The following is a 21,110-nucleotide window of genomic DNA, read 5'->3' on the forward strand; positions in this document are numbered from 1 at the left end:
AATTTGTTAGCCTGCATTCATTCTATGCTCAAAGACCGCTGCAGGAGACCAAACTTTCTTTTCTGCTTCAGATGCTGCGGCATGACTAATTTCTACTGCTTCACGTAAACTGACCATATTACTGATCAATTTATCTATCACCTCGTCGGTGGTCTGTCCTTTACTGTCGGGAATACTGTCGGGCATTTGCTGATAATGATGAACCTGGATATCACTAACTACCGCCACAAAACCTCGACTTTTACGAATAAAAACTTTCCGTCCACTGTTTGACTGATACATCTGTTCTATCCGATTACCGGATAATGATTTCGTTCTACCGACAGGCTCAGATTTAAAATTAATTAAATGCAGATGATTTCTGCCCAAGGTATCTTCAATAATAACATCGCCTTGACCATTACCATCGACTAAATAGCTATCATTCCCTGCACCACCATTGAATGTATCTTGCCCTTGAAGCGAAATGAACAGATCATCACCGTCACCCGCCGTGAAGTGATCATTCCCTGCCCCACTGTATAGCAAATTATTTGCGTTGCCCGTAATTTGTAATTGATCGTCTGCGTCACTGCCTTTAAAAACTCGACCTTGAGCACTGTTATCGACAATGGCCATAGGATGATTATCAAACTCAACAAGCCAGTCGCTGCGACGATGATCTTGAGTTAAAGTCAGTTTATTATCAACAGCATAAGTAGTTAATAACTTATCGCTGCCGATTAATACTCCGTCCATTCCATTCGCGGGTTTCCATAACAAGAATTCACTACTGATTTTCTTTTGTTGTGACTTTTCAGTTAGATAATTAACCAGCGGCGATAAATTAACCTCGACTAACGTTTGGAATTTCTCAGGGAGCTGTGCATAATGATGGACTTGATTATGGGCATTTTTAGCTTCCGATAATTGAGAAACCGAAGGCTGTTTAATTTTGACTGTACGTCCAGTCGTGGAGGTATAACAATGCATCAGAGCGCCATTTTTCAGCACTTCGGTGGTATAACCCTCGGTGAAATTAAGCAAATGTATGTGGTTATCGCCGATATCATCGTCTATTTCAACCGTCCCCTTACCGCGGCCGTCAACCAGATAATGATCATCACCGCCTCCACCCGCCAGTAGCTCATCACCGTCATCTGAGAGTAAAAAGTCTGATTGAGCGCCGCCATACAGAAAATCATTGCCTTGCCCACCATAGATAACGTTATAGCCTCCCAAGACCTTAATAATGTCATTGCCAGCCCCGCCGCGAATAATTCGCCCTTGCTGACTATTATCGCTAATAACATCATTCCCTTCCATACCATCAATAACACCACTAATATCTTGATAACCTTGCGGCAAAGTAATCACATCGCCATGCTCAGTACTTTGATTTGGTGAATATAATGGCGTTACATTACTCCCTTCAGGGTGTAAATTAACCTTAAATACGTTGCTATATTTATCCTGAATAATTACTTTTTTGGCTATTTTATCATCAAAATTAGCAAAGCGAACCGCCAATCTTTGCTCACCAAAGGCATCGATTAATCGCAGTGTCTGACCAGACATTGAGAGCATATAGCCATTCTCATTCGGTAGTATCAATACGATAGTATCTTTAGCGGTATAGCAATCTTTGACTCGATAAAAATCAAAAATAATTTCTCCGCGATCAAAGGCTTGATTAAGCTGATAAATATCTTGCCCATGGCTAACGTAAATTTTATTTCCTGCACCAAGATGGCTCATTTGATTATTATCGTCATTCCCGGTGTAAACAACATTCATTCCCTGCCCGATAGGATTAAATTTCCCCCAGCTTGGCGTGGTATACGTCCGCTTGTTATCAATGGTTAATTTGCCGAGAGATTCATCAAACTGGATAGATTTTTCTGGGTCAACTGACAGCTGATCATTATTTTGCAAGTAGGTAATACTGAATAAATCACGGTCAATATTAGCCGTATTATCCTTAGCTAAATCACCTAACTGGCTGGTTAATAAAAATCCATCGCGCGTTCTAAGCATATACCGATGACGAACTTTTCGCCCATCACCGGTATTGATATAAACATTTTTCAATTCAAGCCGTAATTTACTAGTTACTTTTGAAAAATCAACACCTTCAATAGTGGAAGATGGCATATTAAAGGTAATAAATAGACTGGTGCCATTAACTGACATCTCAGTAATTTCATTCAATGAATATTCTAAATCAACGGTACTTTCAGAGAGTGTATCTTCATCTAACACCACCTGTCTCATATATTCAGTGGAATTCAAATCACGATATTGGGAATTTATTACCTTATGTTCGCTAAAACGTTTAGTTTTAGCGTCATAACGTTTCTCGATACGAGAAAAATTATTTAATTGGCGATGCCATTCATAGCGACGTAAATGATAACTGTCATTCCCTTCGCCGCCATTCGCATAACCGGTTGCCAGAATTAATTTATCATCACCGTTATAGCCATAAAGCTTATCGTCTCCTAACGAACCATCAATAACATTATTTTGCTCATTACCTCGAACAATATCATCGCTATTACCGCGGATAATAATATTTTCAATATGTTGGATATGTGCAGCATCGAGCGATTTTTCTCGATTTTCACTGTGATAAATCACTCGGTTATTGTCCAAATCAACCTCGACTGAATAAGCCTCTGGGCGTTCATTGATAATCAGGCTATCACTGCCACCTTGACCATCAAAATATTTAGTCGGTCTATTCTCACCGCGGGCAGATAATGAAATCAGCGAATGATCTCTTAAATAGAAATAATCGTTCCGGTTACCCCCAACCACAAATTTTTGCCCGGCAAAAACTTGCACCGCATTTATTTCATTCATTTTCCCTATGACTACATCATTACCGGTCGCGGTATTAATACTCAGCCCTTTCAAACGCTGGCTCGTTAAATAGCGCGCGACATTAGGGATATCATTCTTAATTTGTTTAAAATAATGGCGAAGAATTTCGTCCATGGATAAATTAGGGCCAAGGACAGTAGCGTATTTATCTCTTAAGGAAAATATATTCCATGCCAGTGCCTTTGATGAGGCTAATTGACGCTCAATAGGTTGTTCAAGCTGAGATTGGCTCAGCCCTTGGCGCTGCATAAATTCAGTTAATAATGGATTGTTATACGCCGAATTCAAGACTAAAATATCATCACTTTCCTGACCACCCACCCATTGATAATCAATTAAATCTTTTTTCAGCTTAGTAAATTTATGATCGCAATCTTTATCGACAGCACGCGTTAAACGGGCATTACCATTCTCCCATAAATGATAATCCGCTAATAAAAGATCGGCTTCTTGTTGGCTAAATGTGGGGGCTTCATGCTTGGTATATCCAATTTGAACACCGTGGTTAGGTGTTGCATGCCGACCTAATTTTCCCCCAAAATAATTGCCTAATTTATCAATTAAATAATACCGTGGTGCATCAATTAATCGTGGTGTTTCAATGACACTGAGGTGGCTTTCAAATCCAGAGGGATAAATCGCTGTCTTGAAATAGGCTAATTCATGTTCCCAATAGGCCTTTTGGGATCCTTCGCTATAACGTTTTAAGCTCATTTCTTGTTGTGAGCGCAGGGTTGGATCGAAACCCAACATACCACGGAATCCTTCTTCAATTTGGCGCTCCAGTGAAATATTAATTTCATCAGTAATACGTTCGACTGCACGCACACCATTATAAATCATCCCCCCGACTAACAGTACACCACCAATGACTAACCCCACGACGGGAATAACAGAGGAACCGGCCAAAATACCCACCACAGTGAGCCCCCCCACAACCGCACTGCCGATGGATAAACCGGCGCTAACGAATAAATCCTGGCGGGTTTTAACATCAGTCACACCATCTAACTTAGATAAAGCATCATACGCCTGATAAATATCTAACCCGATACCCACTAAATTAAATAAAATCACCACTTTGGCGGCGATCGTACTCGCAATATTAAAAGATCCGGTCTTAGCGTATGCCAGTTCTAATAACATCGGCTGTAAAATCATATCGCCATAATTAAAGAAAGCCGAAGCACAGGTCAGATAAATATTCTTTTCAACTTCAGCCAGTTCTTCGGGGGTTATATCTGGATTATCTAGCCGCTTTAGCTGGGTAGCTAATGAAATCAAGGACATAATAGCCCCTATACCGCCCATCACTTGCCCAGCTCGATTAGCAATTCGAGAATACCGAGGGAGTTTAATCCCCGAACTGCGTAAATGGTCTAAAGTTGCCGCACTGACAGTGACACTGTCTACATCAATATTTTTCTGAATATAACTCAGTTGCTTACCAATCACCGCACTGTCTGTAAAATCAGCATAATGATCAACGATTCGGTTAATACCCTGAACATCAATTTGCTTGCGTATAATTTTTAACAGAGTGATGTCGTGCTCACTGCCGTCCATCAACGTTAATGCCGCCGCCAACTTTCCGGCATTAAAACGTATATTTTTTAGACCATCAACCGTATAAATATTGTCACCCGTCAACGGATTACCGGCAATTGTTGCGCCTAGATGTTGTAAAGTATGTAATGAAATTTTCTCATTATGAAAATCAATGAATCGGTTCTGTGGCTCATCAAAATGAGCATGAGTAATAATAAGATCACTTTTATCTAAGAAAGGATCAATTAGCTTAAAATACTCATCATCAAAACGGTGATGATCCACCTGCTGAATATCTGTTCTGAAGTCTTTATTTTCATCCATATCAAAGCCCGCGAGCTTACCGCGTGAAATCCGACTTTTATCGGCTTGTTCAATCTCTTCATTGAGATAGCTCATCACCATTTCAGCAAATTTATACTCCGATGCGCCTTGCTGATGAATATTGAGGCGTAACTCCACACCACTGGGATCAAAAAAGCTTAAATCATCCTTACCATATTGTGAGTGATAGCTCACGGTATAAGTGGTCGATTTACCTTTTAATAGTAAGGTGCTGTTACGAGTCATCGCCAATAATTGATGGTGAATTGATTGATTTTCGATTGTAATAGATAACTTATCTAAGTGCGTTGTGGCCGATAGATTCAATTGTTGCATCTTGGTCAGTAAATCATTTTCTGTCGTCGATAATGTTCCTCGACGTTGCTGCTGCTCGAGTTGAGTCATGCGTTCCAAGTAAGCTAAGGTGTAATCAGGTGACGCCCCCTGACGTAACATGCTGTAAAATACCCCTAATTGATGATCACTATGAGGCGTTGCACCAGTTTTTTGATAAATTCCGTGATTAATCAAGCGAATCTGGCTACCAGGCGCATATTTCTTGGCGATATTAACCAACTGAGAAAAATCATTTAATCGAGCCCCAAGGCTCACCGCATGCTTTTCTAGCGCTTGAAATAAAGTCAAATTTTTCAAGGCGCCCTGTTCACCGGTAAAATTATCTGCACTCAACTCAGCGAAGGTAGCTAAATTATGTTTAAACAAGGATAATTTCTTGGGATGATTAATTAAATCGATAATATCTCCATGATTAACACCATTATTGGCAGGAAATAATAAACTCAGGCGTTGAATCGAGGTTTCACTGAGTACTGGCAATATGCCCGGATTATCACTAATTGCCGTAATAATTTTAGTAATATCAGCGGCATGTTGTTGTAATGTTCCCGCTGTATCGACCGCAAATAGTGCATCCCAGCGACTCTGCGCTAAACCAGCATCATCGATATTCTGATTAAGAAACTGATGTATACGCGAACTCAGCAGCGGATCATTAAAAGCCACCTGTAATTTGTGATTATCTAGCTGACCTTCAGCATCCGTAAAATAGTGTTTAAGATAAGGGTGACTCTCCAGAGTCATTTTAGACGGCAATATATCATCTAAAGCTAATTTTTTTAGTAAACTATCCACCTGTTGATGTGGTGTTTGATTATCCTGAGACAACTCCCCATCAATCACTACCTTGCCATGTTCATCCACCGCTAAATCAGGAGGGCTATCAACGATATGCTGCACTTCAATCGGTGTATTGAAGCCTTTTTGCTCCAGTAACTCGGCTAATTGTTGGGTAAATGGCCCTTGATCAATGTTCGCGGGTGAACTTTTTTCAGTTATTGATGCAAAAACGATTTTCTCCGGATTACTCAGCAAATAGTGTTGTTGCAGTTTTTTTAAGCTGTCGGCCATCAGCTGAGCTGAATTTTCCGCTGATGAAGAATTTTGCAACAATAACCATTGTTGTTCTGGTAATAATGCCAGTTTATGCACATCACCATACTCCACCATCATTTGCTGATTATTGGTATTTAGTTGAATAACTAATGTATTTTCAGGGAAAGCCGCAGCCACACGTTCTGCTTGCGAGCGTGAAATATCACCATCACCAGTACGGATCACCAGATATAATTTTTTATTATCTTTCGCAGTCACGGCCTGATTACCGTCTGATAGAGGCTGCGGGTCGATCATTCTCCACAACGGTATGTGCTCAATATTAAGCGGCTCTAGTTGAGTCAATAATTGCTGCTGTAATTCTTGGGCGGTTGAAAATTGCGGCTGCGTAATCACCTGCAAGAATTTTTTATATCCCTCATTATGAAATGCCACTTTTTTAATTAAGTCAAAATCTAACTGATTATTGGAATTTTTAAGTAACTTTAATGAGTTGGTCTCATCAGCACCCACTAATTGCCATAATTCAATTTCACCGTGTCTTAATTCATCGATAAAATGTAAAGCCGCTGGCTTATTATTAATAGATACTTGCCCGCTGACTTTATCGTATTGATAAATATATTTATGCTCTTTAGTTTGTGTGGTTATATCTGAACTATCATGATGCCAAAAGAACTTATTCCCTGAAACGTCGATCCCTACTTTGCGATTGTAAGCAACCAACGGTATCTCCATTCCTTGTTGTGAAAATAACTGAGCTGCTTTAAGCGCAAAGTTTTCAACAATACCACCACGTGCCAAATGACAACCTAATAACACCATTTTATTAGGCTCATAATTGGATAATAGCGTGGTGTTTAAATGTTTGATCCCCTCAACAAATTCTAATGCTGTATTGCCTTGAAAAAGCGTGGGTGTTTTTTTTCCAGTACGATTACCATGGCCAATAACCACCCATCGTATCTTTCCTACCACTGGGGTATCTAGTGCCCCCTGTAAAACCTTCCACTGTTTAGTTGGGATATCATATTGAATAACCGTTGAGTTATCTGGATGTTTAAGCATCGCTTTCGCTGTACCTAATGCCGCATCCTGATCACCCGCGATTTGGATAAAAATATTATGTGCATATTCAGTGGGATTAATCACTCTCTTAGTCATTTGTAGGCTAGTATTTACGGCATCTATATAATCCAGCGGATTATGCCAGTTATTTATATTCTCCGTGGAAGGTGTATGCTCGCCGGCAAAAGAACCAGGGTGATGAGATGATAAATCAGCTTGATAAATATCACTAAACCCTTTATCTAACTGGGCAACTGGTTTTCCAAATAATTGAGAGGTATTAGTAGGATCAATTTTGTTGATCAGTGACTTTTTATTAACGTTATAAACTAAAGCATCATTTTTACTAATAAATATTTTATTTTTTGTTTTTTTTAATGTTTCTAAGTTTGCTTGAATACTGGATTTAAAATCAACACTATCTAAAATATCCGTATAAATAGTGGTTTTTTTATTATCTTGAGTAAGTGTTAACTGGGCAATTTTAGTTTCAGGGTTGAAACTTTCATAGGTTAATATTTTAGTCTTATCACCATTAAGGTTAACCTTGATTTTTCTTTCCGCCAACAATGTATTCTCAGTAATCTTAATATCTAATTCATTTAATTGAGTTAGCTTTTTTCGGGTGCTGATTTTAGTGTCTAATTCATAACTAGAATAATAGACTAAGTAGTCACCATTGCCTAAATCAGGAAACCCATAATTCTCACTGTTTGATTTTACAACATCTTTTATATAAGAGATGAAATTTTTCTTGCTACTAAAATTCTTTAATCCAGTATTTGGATCAAAAAAACTGTATTTCCATAATCCTTTATTATAATCAACTTTAATCGCCATAACATGCTCATCACTAAGGAATTGATATAAAAGAGGTTTTTCTTTATTAGTATAACTGGCTATTTTTCTTGTAAATTCACTAAGTTTAACTCTTATCTCATAATCATTGCTTATTTGATGAGGATGCTCTTTACTATCAAATATAATCCCATTGGTTTTATTTGATGATATCATTCTATTAACAATTTCTTTTTGCGTGTCTATAATCAAAACTTTAAGAAATGTTTTAGTATCCTCCATAGTAAAGTTTTTTTCTAAGCTACTTAACCGTTCACCAAAATGAGTCTGAAGTTCAATTAATAAAGGATCCAATCGTAATTCTCTACCTTCATTGGTTAAATCAGAATCTTTTTTAGCTAACAATGCAGGATAATACTTTTTCAATGATACTTTCATTTGTTCGATAAAAGATTTATAAAGTAAATCCCCTTCATCACTATACATACTTTGATATTTATCTAATACAGTAACTAAATGTTTTTCAAAATCATCATGAGTAATCATTATATTTTCAGAGTTATCTATATATCTATAATAATTGGCCATTTTAACCGTATTTACATGATTTGTTTGAATTGAAACCACTTCATTAATTAACTTTACAAATAATGATTTAGCATGTATTTCTTTGGCTTCTTCTCGAATCCTATAAAGATCACCAAAATACACGTCTTTTTTATGGGTTATTGTATATAAATCACCTAATAACTTTAAATATTCCTCACCCTGCCCATTAGCAGCATATAACAAATAGGATGCAGAAAAACCAAAACAAAACCCATCATGAGCTGCTTTGTTTTGACCATGTTCAGTCATTAATTTTTTCACATAAGCAGATTGATTATTTGCTTGTATATACATAATAGCATCTGATTGATTAAAACCTATTTGCTTAACAGATTTATTATTAACGGGCATATTATATCCTTATAATTAGAGTGATAATTTAAATATTGTCTCATTTAAATTACCAAACAATTAATAAAAATAAAATTAGCTAATTAACAATTAAGATATAATGTTTATTACGATTTAATTTAGATTGAATCAAACCAAGCATGTTTAATTTGAATTATTATACACATCAATTAAATTTACATATGAAATAACTTAAGCATTAACATAAAGTAATACTAAAAAACAAAAAAGGAGCCTATCAGCTCCCATTTTGTTTTATCTCAATTAATAATGCATTGAAAATATTACTTTATACCAGTAGTTACGGTAAAACTCTTGGTTTCTCCCGCAGCCAGCATAATTAAGCTATTATTGCGCTTTGCCGCTAAAAAACCTTCCGGTCGGCAGGTAGCAGGTAAAACAAAAGCAGCGACTTTTTGATCTCCATTATACAGCAGCCAACGCGTCGCATAATTCAGTTCCGCTGAATTAAAACGCGTCATAAACTCAGTACCATCAGGTGCTTGCATGATAAATTCAGGTTGCTCAGTATATTGCGCCAACGCATCCATAAAGAACACAATTTCAGGATCGCATAACGCCGCTTGATCCAATACATCCAGCTTAACGGCACCGGTTTTAATCGCTTGATTAAAGGCTAACCATTGCTCAGTTGGTTGAACATGACCCGGGATTGATTCGCGTAAACTAATAGCTTCAGACGGAATATTTTGGCTTAATTGAGCATTATCAATATAGGCATAATTCATATGGCACATATATTGTAACGGCATCGCCACCGATGCCAAATTAGTCACCGACATTTTTATATCAAATAAAGCACTATTAGCCTGTAACGTAACCGATGGAGAGGCACAATAATGGTGCCCAAAACCCATCACATATTCATATTCACCATGAATAGCAATACTGTCTTTATCCAATACTAACCATGCCGAGTTCATCTCCGCGCAAGGCATTTCACCGTGCAATGGATGGGTATCTTCAGGAGATGGGCAACCATTACTAATTAAGCCAGAATGAAATGCAAAACAACCATAGGTTTCCACCACAGTTTTCACTGCTTTTGGCTCAGCAAACATATTTTCCATTTTAAGATTTTTGCCACAAAATTCAGCATCCCAAATCATCTGGCCTAAAAAAGGTAAAATTGTCAGATAGCCTTTATTATTTTCAATTCTTAAGCCTTCAACACCTGAAGAATATTTAAAGGCAGTGACTTTAAAATCATCGTTATATAGAACAGAGGTAGGATTTTCAGTAAAAACCGTTTTATGTAGAGCGATTATAGTTTTCATTTTATATGTCCATCAAGAGTAAGATAAGTTCATACTGCTGACTAAGTTTTTGACGGGGAGTGATGTTTTCTCCCCGTACTTTTATTCATTAATAGCTAGATTAATCACTTTAGCGAACTATTTTATTGCAGGAACAACCGCGTCAATCGGATTAGCCACTTTATATTTATGTTCACCAAAGAAATAGAATCCAACATAAATAAAGCACGCCATAGTGACTAAGAACGATAATTGTAACGAGTGCAATGCGTCAGCAACATAACCTTGAATTGCAGGAATAACCGCAGCCCCGACAATCGCCATCACAATAACCGCTCCCGCCATTTCAGTATGTTCATTATCCACAGTATCTAATGTGCCGGCATAAATCGTTGCCCAGCAAGGACCAAACAAAATACTGACAGCAACCGCGGCATATACCGCCGTGAAACTAGGAGTAAAGGCAACATAAGCCAATACAGCCGCACCAATGACCGAATACATCATTAACACTTTATTAGGATTAAAACGGGTCATCAGAATATTGGCCACAAATTTACCAATAAAGAAACACCCAAAGCTATACACCATAAAGTTTGATGCATCACGTTCATTAATATCGCCCATTTCTAATGCCAAGCGAATAGTAAATGACCATACAGAAACTTGCATACCAACATATAAGAACTGAGCAATAATACCTTTTTTGAAACGGCTATTTTTAGCCAAATATTTTAAGGTTTCAGACGCAGAAGGACCTTTATGATGAGTAGTTTCTGCCACTTTACATTTAGGGAATTTAGTTAATAAGAACAGCGCCATTACCACGATTAAAACAAAAATCATATAACGATACGGTTCTAGAGTATTTTCCAGCATCATCAGACGGAAATTATGAATTTGTTCCGCAGACATCCCCGCCATTTGATTTTGTAAACTTTCACCTTCAGAGAAAACCAAATATTTTCCTAATAAAATACCGCCCGCGGCACCAAGAGGATAAAACGTTTGACTGACATTAAGGCGCAATATTGCATATTGTTTAGGGCCAATCATGGAACTGTAGGTATTAGCGGCGGTTTCTAAGAAACTCAACCCAATGGCAATTGAAAATATCGCCGCTAAAAACATGGTGTAGGTCGCCATGTGTGATGCAGGGAAAAACAGAGAACAACCCGCAATATACAATATTAATCCAATTAAAATTGCCGTTTTATAACTGCTTTTTTTAATTACTAACGAAGCAGGAATGGCAATTAAAAAATAACCGCCATAAAACGCACTCTGGACTAATGCAGAAGCGAAGTTGCTGAGTTCAAAAACACTTTTAAACTGTGTGATTAAAATATCATTAAGTGCCGCAGCGCAGCCCCATAGCGGAAATAAACACGAGAGTAGGATAAATTGAAACAGAGGTGTTCTACTCAAATAACCGTCAGGTAATTGAGTGATATTTTTAATGTTCATAGCAAACCTTATATTTATAATTTATTACCCTATCTATTTATATTCGAGAATATATATGGGAGCAGATTTATTTATTATGGGTACAGGCATCCATCCCGAATTATTTCGGGATATTGCTGCCGTTCTTCTGCTTACCTAAATATTAGGGTATAGGGTTATTAACTATTTTAACTATTTTAACTATTTTAACTATTAAGCTGAACAAACTCGGTAAATTGCTCAATACTTGGATATGAAGATTGTGTTCCTTTGCCTGTCACACTTAATGCGGCAAATAGTGACGCTTTTTTCAAAGCCTCTTCGATATCACCAGTATGGACATAATAATGTGAGAAACAGCCAATAAAGGCATCACCTGCACCACTGGTATCAATCGCATTTACTTTGATAGCCGGAACATGAACTTCACTATCTTTGGTCATCCACAACACCCCTTTTTCCCCCAGAGTGACGATGACGTTTTTCAATCCTTTATCCAACAAAGATTGTGATGCTCGACGAACATCATCAATTGAATTAACCGGCATATTGGTCAGAATTTCTAACTCGGTTTCGTTAGGCACAAAGAAATCACAACGGCAAGCGTACTCTAAATCTAACGAACGTTGAGCCGGTGCCGGATTCAATAAAACAGGGATCTTGTTTTTATTACCAAAAGCAATGGCGTGATAAACTGTTTCTAATTGAACTTCAAGTTGCAACACGATCAGTTTACATTTTTTGAGATCTTCAGCCGCACGATCAATATCTTCCGGAGACAGGAATTTATTGGCCCCTTTGATGATCAAAATACTGTTGGCCGAGTTTTGATTAACAAAAATCGGGGCGACACCACTTGAAGTACAAGGAACTTTCTCGACATATCGAGTATTAATGCCATAAGATTCCAAATTACGAATGGTATTATCAGCAAAAATATCATCGCCAACTTTGGTCAGCATAATAACTTTTGAATTCAATTTTGCCGCAGCAACCGCCTGATTCGCCCCTTTACCACCGCAACCAATTTTAAATGACGGCGCTTCTAAGGTTTCGCCCTCTTTTGGCATCTGATTGGTATAAGTGATCAGATCAACCATGTTTGAACCTATAACTGCTATATCCATTTTATCCCTCGTGTTAAATAAATCACATAATGATATAATAATAACATTATCATGTTGCAAAAATATCATTTGTGATTAGGATCTCGAATACCGAATGTTGAAGTGTTATATACGACACATTTTTACATTCCTAATTAACTTATCTATCCCCGACAATAATTCGAAGGGCAGGAAGACGGAAATCAAGCCATTTACATCGACTTACGCTGCAATAGCCAAACAGGTAATTGATTAAGTGACTGAACGAAGCCAGCTATCTCAGTAAAAAGACTGCAACTTGAAGTATGACGGGTTATCTCACTTGTTTATAGGACGGTTTAACATGCAAGATTTAGCGAAATATATTGACCATACTCTTTTAGCTGCCGATACCACGCCCGCGCAAATAAAAACCCTGTGCGCTGAAGCGGCGCAATATCACTTTGCCTCTGTTTGTGTCAATACCTGTTATGTCCCCTTGGCAAGCGAATGTTTAACCAACAGTGACGTCAATGTTTGTTGTGTTGTTGGCTTTCCTCTGGGAGCTTGCCTAACAGAAGCTAAAGCCTTTGAAGCAGCTGAAGCTATTCGTCGTGGTGCCAATGAAGTTGATATGGTTATCAATATCGGCATGCTAAAAGCTGGAGAATTAGACTTCGTTAAGCAAGATATCGCTGCCGTATCTGCCGCTTGTGGTGATACTACGCTGAAAGTTATTTTAGAAACTTGCTTACTGACTGACGAAGAAATTGTTCAAGTTTGTGAAATTTGCCGCACAATTAATGTCGATTTTGTGAAAACTTCAACAGGATTCAGTACAATGGGCGCAACAGAACAGCATGTTGCTTTAATGCGTAGCATTGTCGGTGACAAAATCGGGGTTAAAGCTTCTGGCGGAGTACGTGATCGCGAAACAGCCATAAAAATGGTTAAAGCAGGTGCTAACCGGATCGGTGCAAGTGCCAGCATATCTATCGTTTCCGGAGAAAATACCGCCCAGAGTGACTACTAAACAACCCGGCGCGGCTTGTCCGCGCCCCCTTAAAAAGGATGACTCGGTGATAGAAACAAAACAAAAAGAACGCCTTCGCCGCTTAAGTGAATGTTTAAAACGTTCAGGCAGAATTCATTTAAAAGAAGCCGCACGAATTTTAGAAGTCTCTGAAATGACCATTCGTCGCGATTTAAATGCGGAGACTGAAGGCCCTATCCCCATGTCATTACTTGGCGGATATATTGTTTCTGTTGCTCAACCACCTATCCTCCCGGCTGATGGACAACCAATAGCACATGTTTTTACCCCCGATAAAACCGCGCAATTACATATTCCCAATTTAGCTGCCGGCATGGTACGTGAAGGTGATGTGATCTTTTTTGACAATGGTCTGGAGATGGCAACGCTGATCGCCCTGATCCCCGATGAAATAAATTTCACAGGAATTTGTTACTCACATAACGTATTTTTAGCCCTCAGCCAGAAGAAAAATGCCACCACCTTACTGTGTGGCGGTGAATATCGACCTAAAAGTGATTCTTTTTACAGTCCTACCCAACCCAGCTTACTCGACTCGATCAATCCTAAAAAAGCTTTTATTTCCGCCTCCGGCATTCATACCAGCTATGGGGTAACCTGCTATAATTTGGATGATTTACCGATGAAAAACAAAGCCATGGAAAAGTCGATCAGGAAGATCCTGCTAGCGCAATATAATCAATTCGATGAAGTTGCCACCGCGAATATGGGCGATCTCGCACAATTTGATGTCGTGATAACCAATCGTAAACTGAGCGATGAATATGAAGAATATTGCCGGAACGGTTTCGTAAAAATCATTTATTGAAAACTTGATCATTCGACTCTTTTTTATAATCGGTATTGATCACTTATCACGCTAATATCGATAGGTTAAAACAATAAATTAATTTATTTATCGCTTAAATAGCCATTGCTTAAATATAAAACTATTAGATATCTCTCGCTTAGATATCAATAGTTAAAAAATCTTCGGCTATTTCCGTGGCGGGGAAAATAGCCTGACACTCCACCAGCAATCGACCAATATCCTCAGGTCCATAACGCCCGCTAATATGGGTCGCGATAAAACGTTTAACCCCAGCATCTCGAGCTAATTCAGCCGCCTGCCGAGTCGATGAATGCCCATTATGATTGGCTTTTTCTTCCATCGCTGTTTCCAACGTCGTTTCATGGATCATGACATCAGCGTCTGCCGCTAAATGTATCGCCTCGCCTGTAGGCTGCGTATCACCAAAAATAGCCAAGATTTTCCCCGCTTGCGGTGCGCCTAAATAATCTCGCCCATCAATAGTACGCCCATCGGTTAACGTGACACTTTTACCTTGCTTTAATGCCTGCATCCACGGCCCTCTGGGAATATTTTCCGCAGCTAATTTTTGCGCATCTAATGGACCAGGCTTATCATGTTGTTGGATCCGATAACCGAAACATTCAACACGATGAGTTAAAGGGTAAGCGCTAACTATCAAATCACCATCATCGAAAAGTTGTCCCGCCTCAATTTCAATAATTTCTAACGGGTAAGTCATATAGGATGCACTTAGCGCTAATACCGTTTCAAGATAGTTTTTTAATCCTTTCGGGCCATACACAGTCAAAGGATCGGTAGAACCCCCCATCGAGCGGCTACACAACAGCCCCGGTAATCCAAAAATATGATCACCATGCAGATGAGTAATAAAAATCTTCTCAATTTTTGGGGTTTTTATCGGTGTATCAAGAATGCGATGCTGGGTGGCTTCCCCACAATCAAACATCCAGTAGGCTTTACGGATCCCGGCTAAATTTAATACCATGCTAGTCACATTGCGCCGTTTAGTTGGCACGCCGGCACTCGTTCCCAAAAAAGTCAGTTGCATTGGTTTTCCTACCTTAATCTTCTATGTTACTACTCACTAGGCTGTTTAATCGTTTCCCAATCTAACGAAAAACGTGCCAGATACTTACGCAATCGATCCGCATCATTCGGCTGTTTTTTCTGTTGACGAGAAATAGCAAATAATTTTCTACCGGCTTCCGATAAACTCGAAGATTGCAGGCAAATCTCCAGCACCTTTGCCAATTGGCATTGATCAAATAGATCGATCTGCGCTAACTCATCGGAAATCATCGGAGAAATCGCCAACCTAGAGTTAGCCCCGTGCCACTGATATTGTAAACGCTCGAGTTCTTCTTGCACTAATTCGACGGTGATCCGCCCCGCCTGCGCAAAAGTCGCCATCCGAGTTATCGACGCGCTGAGCTCACGAAAATTTCCACGCCATAATGCAGTATCTGAACAGGCAAATTTTAAATATAACCCACGAGCCTCAGTATCAAAACGAATTTTAGCTTGTTGTAATTGGCTAAATTTGGCCAATTCATAATCGACATTAGGCTCAATATCCTCGCGCCGCTGCGCTAATCCGGGCAACATAAACGTCCACATATTGATGCGCGTATAAAGATCTTCACGAAACTTTCCCTGTTCAACCCACTGCGCCAGATCTCGATGAGTTCCAGCAATTAATTGGAAATCACTGGAGACTTCAATATCAGAACCGTAAGGGAAAAAACTTTTTTCTTCAATCGCTTTCAATAGCATTGCTTGTTCGTCTAAACCTAATTCAGCTATTTCATCGAGAAACAAAATACCGTCATCAGCTTCTTTTAGTAAGCCACTGCGGGGATGGATCGCGCCAGTAAATGCACCTTTAATATGGCCAAATAATGCCGACATCGCATTATCACCGCGTAATGTGGCACAATTAACAGCAACAAATCGCCCATTTACCTGATGACGAGACTGGCGTAACTGATAAATTCTACGCGCTAAAAATGATTTCCCTGCCCCTGTCGGGCCATTTAATAAAATTGGCGCGGTTGATAATAATGCCACTCGCTCAATTTTCTCGATCATTTGATTAAAAGCCACATTACGTGTCGCTATTCCCGACTTTAAAAAAGCCACTTGTTGTTGCTGCTCATGCAGGAATCGACTGGTAATATGGCTATATTTACTCAAATCTAAATCTATAATGGTATAAATACCCGCCGGATTTTTTTCAGCGTCATTTTGGCTAGGCGCGCTCTGAATTAATTTCGCCGGTAAATAATAGGCTTCGGCCAATAAAAACCAACAAATCTGCGCGACATGAGTACCTGTCGTGATATGCAGAAAATAATTTTCTTTCTCGGTATCAAAGGAATAGCGGCTAGAAAAATCATGTAACGCGCTATATACCTGCTCAAAATCCCAAGGATCGCCAATCTCAATGTCAGTCAGTACCACATCAGTTCTTGGCGAAACTTGTTCAATATCTGCTTTTACTCGCTCCGCCAATGAAAAATCATGACTCTGATAAATTAAATCAAAGCGATCAATAACTAATTCAGGTTGTTGGCATAAGCCAATTGTCGGCCTCCATTTATGCCAACGATCTGCTTTTTTCCCCCGCTTATCCAGCTGAGTGCCCAACATTCCAATCACCACATTACGCTTATGCTGCATAATAATTAACCCATCAAAGTTTATAAAATATTATAAATAACGATATCAAAAGATAATAAAAAATAATAAATAGCGCGCCCAAATAATATCACAAAAAAAACAAAACTTATTTTTTCTTTATAAATCATAAAATTAAAAATATTTTTCCTATTTATCCAAACTTGGCACGTTTATCGCAATTACTAAAACTCTGGTCCGCGACTGGAAGTGTTTGGGCTAATCCCCCCAACCGGTGCATGGATGACGATTTCAATCGTTACATCGCAGGTATTCCGCCCGTCGAATGACTCAGCGAACAATGGTTAACTCAGGTTCGATTCCTGAATTCGCTTCATATGTGTTTAACCCCTTCAAGGGTAATTTTCTGTGGCTAGAGTATTTAGCCACCACCGACAGCCCGGCCTCAATACCGGATGCTCGGCAAGATTTCAGACAACGTTTTCGTCCTCTGTTATCTCCCCAAGCATTTCGCATTGGTACCCGGCTGGCGGATGATTAACATTTAAAATGAGATAAAATAATGAAAAAAATCACCATTGCCCAAGGTCAAATCGGCTTATTAGCTAAATCAGGTACCTATCAGCAACTGTTACCCGCTGGTGAATACCGTTTTTCTGATTGGTTTAATAAATTAACCGTCACTTTATTTGAGGTTGATTATCAACCTATTGATAGCAAATTAGCCGAGCATTTCAGACAGTATCATCCAAAATGGATAGAACAATATTGTCTTGATATCCAGCTCGGCGATGACCAAATGGGATTACTCTATTTACACGGAAGTTTAGTGGAGATTTTGCCCCCAGCGACGCGACGCTTATATTGGAAAACCGGCAATGCTATCACCCTTGAACAACAAAACATCGAGAATGTGGTTATCGATAGCAATTTGTTATCTCGCTTAAACACACGCCAAGAGGTTAAAGGGCTAGAAAACACCCTAATTTGCCAAATCCCGGCATGGCATGTGGGGGTGCTTAAAATCGGGGGGGAAGTTCAGCAATTATTAGCCCCTGGATTATATGGCTACTGGTGTTTCTCTCACACAATTGAAATTGACACTATAGATACACGCTATCAATCAATTGAAGTGAGCGGACAAGAAATATTGACTCGCGATAAAGTCACATTACGGATTAACTTATCCGCTAACTGGTGCTATGCCGATATTCTGCAAGCCAGTTCTCGCTTAAGCCAGCCAGTTGATTACCTGTATCGTGAACTGCAATTCTCATTGCGTGAAGTCATCGGCACTCGTTCATTAGATGAATTGTTAGAAAGCAAACAAGTTATCGATGAATTAATGATGGCGCAACTTAGCCAAAAAATGCAGGAATTTGGCTTGAACATTGAGTCTATCGGGGTGAAGGATATTATTTTGCCCGGCGATATGCGTAATCTTTTATCTCAAGTGATCGAAGCCGAAAAAGCCGCACAAGCTAACGTTATCCGTCGTCGAGAAGAAACCGCAGCCACGCGTTCGCTGTTAAATACTGCCAAAGTGATGGAAAATAATCCGGTGGCGCTACGGTTAAAAGAGCTGGAAACCTTAGAGAATATCGCGCATCGGATTGATCAAATTTCAGTTTATGGCGGACTAGACGGAGTATTAAATGGATTAGTTAATATTAAAGATACCCAACAGTGATCGGTATAATGTTGTTGCTAATGGTGCCTTTATTACCCAAAAATAGCCTGTTTAACATCAATGGGCTTATGAACACCATAATTTATAATATTATTTTTATATAAGTGACTTCAATTGAAGCCATTCATCTTTAAATTCATATTTGAGATAACGGACAAATAACTTCATCCATAGCTTTCCATAGATAGTTTTTCCCTTTTCATGATGGATTCGATATTCAAATGCAACTCATCAGGATCAAAAAAGCAAATCACTGAAGGAATAGGAGTGACTATATTATAGTAGCAAGATGGAGTTACATAGTTGAAAAATAAGTATTCAATATGTTTTACAGGATAATTTTTGGCTACAGAAGCTATATATAGTCGGATATTTCAGCACACTCAGGCCTCACGAATATAACGGCGGGTTACCCCCAAACGGATCTGAAAAAAGATATTGGAAAAACTCTAAAGCGGTGGCCAGTTTTAGTTGGCCATTACAGTTTTTACTCATATATCTCACGACGATGTCCTATTGTAGCAGCCAAAATGACAAGTTCATCATCCCTTATCTCGCATAGTATCCGATAGTCACCAACTCTATAACGCCAGAACTCACCTAGTTCACCTTTGAGTGATTTGCCTAACTGTCGGGGATCATCTAAAGCTGCAATGCGTAAACCCATAAAATCGACAATACGGCGAGCACTCTGTTTATCCATTTTTCGTAGAGATTTTAACGCCCGTTCAGAATAATTAATCGTCCAGACCAAGTGTTTTTCTCACCTCTTCAGACGAATGAATCAACTCTTCACCGCTACGAATTTTTGCAATGGTTTCAGCGGATAAATAGTAGTCTTCCAAGTCTTCCAAGTGGGTGAGAATAGCTTCTCTCGCATAGAACGTTTTGGTTCTTCCTGTCTGTTTTGCAAGTGACTCCAGACGTGTTTCAATGTCATCAGATAAACGAATAGCTAACATACTTACCCCCTACTCTATCTTTGATATACTTGTATAGCAACTGTAGTCGAAAACCATTAGAAAGACCAGAATATCCTTTTTTTGTTTGATATTAAGCTGGCGATATACTACCCACCTTGGTTATTTTTAATACGCCCTCATATGTATATATTGAGGGCTTTCCTCTAAGAATAATAAAAGGAGATTACTATGGGTCTTAAACCTGGTCCGAAACCCATCGCAAAATCGACGGGTAAACCAGATCAACGTCGGCGCGATAATAAAGAGACTCCGGGGAATACACCTGAGTTAAAACCGAGTAAATCCACAGGTAAGTGAAGTAATCAGGGTATAGATGACTTAATTCTATACCCTGACCATCATTAGATGAGCGAATAATGTAGGATTCAATCCCGAATTTACAGAGTTCGGTGTCAGTTAAATTGGTTATATTACATGTCATCTAACATAAAGGTGCTTATCGGAACCTAATTTATGTAAATAATATCTTCATTGTTGCTATAACAAACTATGTCAACATGACCATTAGTGATTCCTGTGGCAAAAAATCCTGATATTAAGCAATCTAGCTCTTTAGTTGTCAGTTTTCTCTTATTCTTTAAATACCATTTGTCATGTGGATTTATGTCTTCCTTTCTTAGTTCCATTGTTTCTTTGCTATCATCGTAAGTAATACCGCCTATCGATAGTGCGTTATCATCCCATATTTTTATGAGGATAGATGGCTTATCACTAATAGCTGAGAGATATAAATAGTCTCGAAAAAAAAACTGATAAAAAGCAAAGCATATTAAAATAAACACACTCACCTTCACTAAGCGATTAAAAATTTTTGAATATTTCATCGAGGGATTTGTCTATTTTTTCAGAATTACCACCTGATACAGGAAATATGGGATCAATTTTTCCCATACCTAAGTAATCCAATTTGGGTGGGGTATAAAAAGCATCAAACCTTACTTGTTCGGTTGCAAACTTAGTTAATGCTTTTAAGCAACGGTTATCATCGACATTTTTAAGCAAGTGACCTAACGCTGAACCTGCTACAGTAAATGAATAATCATACCAGTCGAAGCCGATTTGATAAGTTTTTCGTGTATTAGTTAATTCACCAAATATAGCTTTGTAACTATCTATTTTTTCAACTGACCATGCCGTCATGACTCCTG

16 protein-coding genes are annotated in these 21,110 nt (G+C 38.7%); 5 read left to right on the forward strand and 11 right to left on the reverse strand.

Going from position 1 to position 21,110, the window contains the following annotated elements:
* Nucleotides 1-6 precede the first annotated feature (6 nt).
* The 4 genes from MNY66_RS13785 to rbsK form a co-directional block, all read right to left on the reverse strand.
* Nucleotides 7-8,976 (reverse strand): C80 family cysteine peptidase, encoded by an 8,970-nt coding sequence (locus MNY66_RS13785; protein ID WP_241501087.1) that lies wholly within the window; start codon nt 8,974-8,976, stop codon nt 7-9.
* Between the two features lie 284 nt (nt 8,977-9,260).
* A complete protein-coding gene (locus MNY66_RS13790; RefSeq protein ID WP_047257115.1) occupies nt 9,261-10,274 on the reverse strand; it encodes an aldose 1-epimerase family protein in 1,014 nt (337 codons plus the stop codon).
* Nucleotides 10,275-10,391: 117 nt separating this feature from the next.
* The gene (gene fucP, locus MNY66_RS13795) at nt 10,392-11,720 is read right to left on the reverse strand and encodes an L-fucose:H+ symporter permease (protein ID WP_047257114.1); all 1,329 of its coding nucleotides are present in this window, start codon (nt 11,718-11,720) and stop codon (nt 10,392-10,394) included.
* 185 nt (nt 11,721-11,905) lie between these two features.
* Nucleotides 11,906-12,826 carry a ribokinase gene (gene rbsK / locus MNY66_RS13800; protein ID WP_047257113.1) on the reverse strand — a complete coding sequence of 307 codons (921 nt, stop codon included), beginning with the start codon at nt 12,824-12,826 and terminating at the stop codon, nt 11,906-11,908.
* Between the two features lie 322 nt (nt 12,827-13,148).
* Here rbsK and deoC point away from each other — a divergent pair, with 322 nt between their 5' ends.
* Both deoC and deoR read left to right on the forward strand, forming a co-directional pair.
* Nucleotides 13,149-13,817 carry a deoxyribose-phosphate aldolase gene (deoC, locus tag MNY66_RS13805; protein WP_241501088.1) on the forward strand — a complete coding sequence of 223 codons (669 nt, stop codon included), beginning with the start codon at nt 13,149-13,151 and terminating at the stop codon, nt 13,815-13,817.
* Between the two features lie 49 nt (nt 13,818-13,866).
* Nucleotides 13,867-14,646, forward strand: a complete 780-nt coding sequence (deoR, locus tag MNY66_RS13810) for a DNA-binding transcriptional repressor DeoR (protein ID WP_414738795.1) — start codon at nt 13,867-13,869, stop codon at nt 14,644-14,646.
* A 139-nt stretch (nt 14,647-14,785) separates the two neighbouring features.
* Here deoR and rnz read toward each other — a convergent pair whose 3' ends face one another.
* Together rnz and rtcR are read right to left on the reverse strand one after the other, a co-directional pair.
* Complete coding sequence (gene rnz / locus MNY66_RS13815; RefSeq protein ID WP_047257110.1) at nt 14,786-15,700, reverse strand: ribonuclease Z; 915 nt, start codon at nt 15,698-15,700, stop codon at nt 14,786-14,788.
* A 29-nt stretch (nt 15,701-15,729) separates the two neighbouring features.
* On the reverse strand, nt 15,730-17,331 hold the full coding sequence (rtcR, locus tag MNY66_RS13820) for an RNA repair transcriptional activator RtcR (protein WP_241501089.1): 1,602 nt from the start codon (nt 17,329-17,331) through the stop codon (nt 15,730-15,732).
* A gap of 283 nt (nt 17,332-17,614) precedes the next feature.
* Here rtcR and MNY66_RS13825 point away from each other — a divergent pair, with 283 nt between their 5' ends.
* On the forward strand, nt 17,615-17,830 hold the full coding sequence (locus MNY66_RS13825) for a hypothetical protein (protein ID WP_047257108.1): 216 nt from the start codon (nt 17,615-17,617) through the stop codon (nt 17,828-17,830).
* A gap of 18 nt (nt 17,831-17,848) precedes the next feature.
* A complete protein-coding gene (locus MNY66_RS13830) occupies nt 17,849-18,979 on the forward strand; it encodes a slipin family protein (RefSeq protein WP_414738794.1) in 1,131 nt (376 codons plus the stop codon).
* A gap of 164 nt (nt 18,980-19,143) precedes the next feature.
* Here the strand turns inward: MNY66_RS13830 and MNY66_RS18080 are convergent, their stop codons facing one another.
* From MNY66_RS18080 to relB, 3 genes are all read right to left on the reverse strand, one after another.
* Entirely contained in the window at nt 19,144-19,350 is a 207-nt protein-coding gene (locus MNY66_RS18080; protein ID WP_420915526.1) for a DUF7079 family protein, read from the reverse strand.
* 116 nt (nt 19,351-19,466) lie between these two features.
* Nucleotides 19,467-19,733 carry a type II toxin-antitoxin system RelE family toxin gene (locus MNY66_RS13835; RefSeq protein ID WP_047257106.1) on the reverse strand — a complete coding sequence of 89 codons (267 nt, stop codon included), beginning with the start codon at nt 19,731-19,733 and terminating at the stop codon, nt 19,467-19,469.
* On the reverse strand, nt 19,717-19,941 hold the full coding sequence (gene relB / locus MNY66_RS13840) for a type II toxin-antitoxin system RelB family antitoxin (protein WP_047257105.1): 225 nt from the start codon (nt 19,939-19,941) through the stop codon (nt 19,717-19,719). Before relB ends, MNY66_RS13835 begins: the two co-directional genes overlap by 17 nt.
* A gap of 189 nt (nt 19,942-20,130) precedes the next feature.
* On the opposite strand from relB, the gene MNY66_RS17945 reads away from it, so the two are divergent.
* Nucleotides 20,131-20,259, forward strand: coding sequence for a hypothetical protein (locus MNY66_RS17945; RefSeq protein WP_269430907.1), 129 nt, complete (start codon nt 20,131-20,133; stop codon nt 20,257-20,259).
* 149 nt (nt 20,260-20,408) lie between these two features.
* Here the strand turns inward: MNY66_RS17945 and MNY66_RS13845 are convergent, their stop codons facing one another.
* A complete protein-coding gene (locus tag MNY66_RS13845) occupies nt 20,409-20,786 on the reverse strand; it encodes a hypothetical protein (protein ID WP_241501090.1) in 378 nt (125 codons plus the stop codon).
* The gene (locus MNY66_RS13850; RefSeq protein ID WP_241501091.1) at nt 20,764-21,102 is read right to left on the reverse strand and encodes a hypothetical protein; all 339 of its coding nucleotides are present in this window, start codon (nt 21,100-21,102) and stop codon (nt 20,764-20,766) included. The genes MNY66_RS13845 and MNY66_RS13850 overlap by 23 nt, the downstream gene beginning before the upstream one ends.
* Between the last annotated feature and the right edge of the window lie 8 nt (nt 21,103-21,110).

Origin of the sequence: Moellerella wisconsensis (assembly GCF_022592395.1) — a bacterium.
Classification (GTDB): Bacteria; Pseudomonadota; Gammaproteobacteria; order Enterobacterales; family Enterobacteriaceae; genus Moellerella; species Moellerella wisconsensis.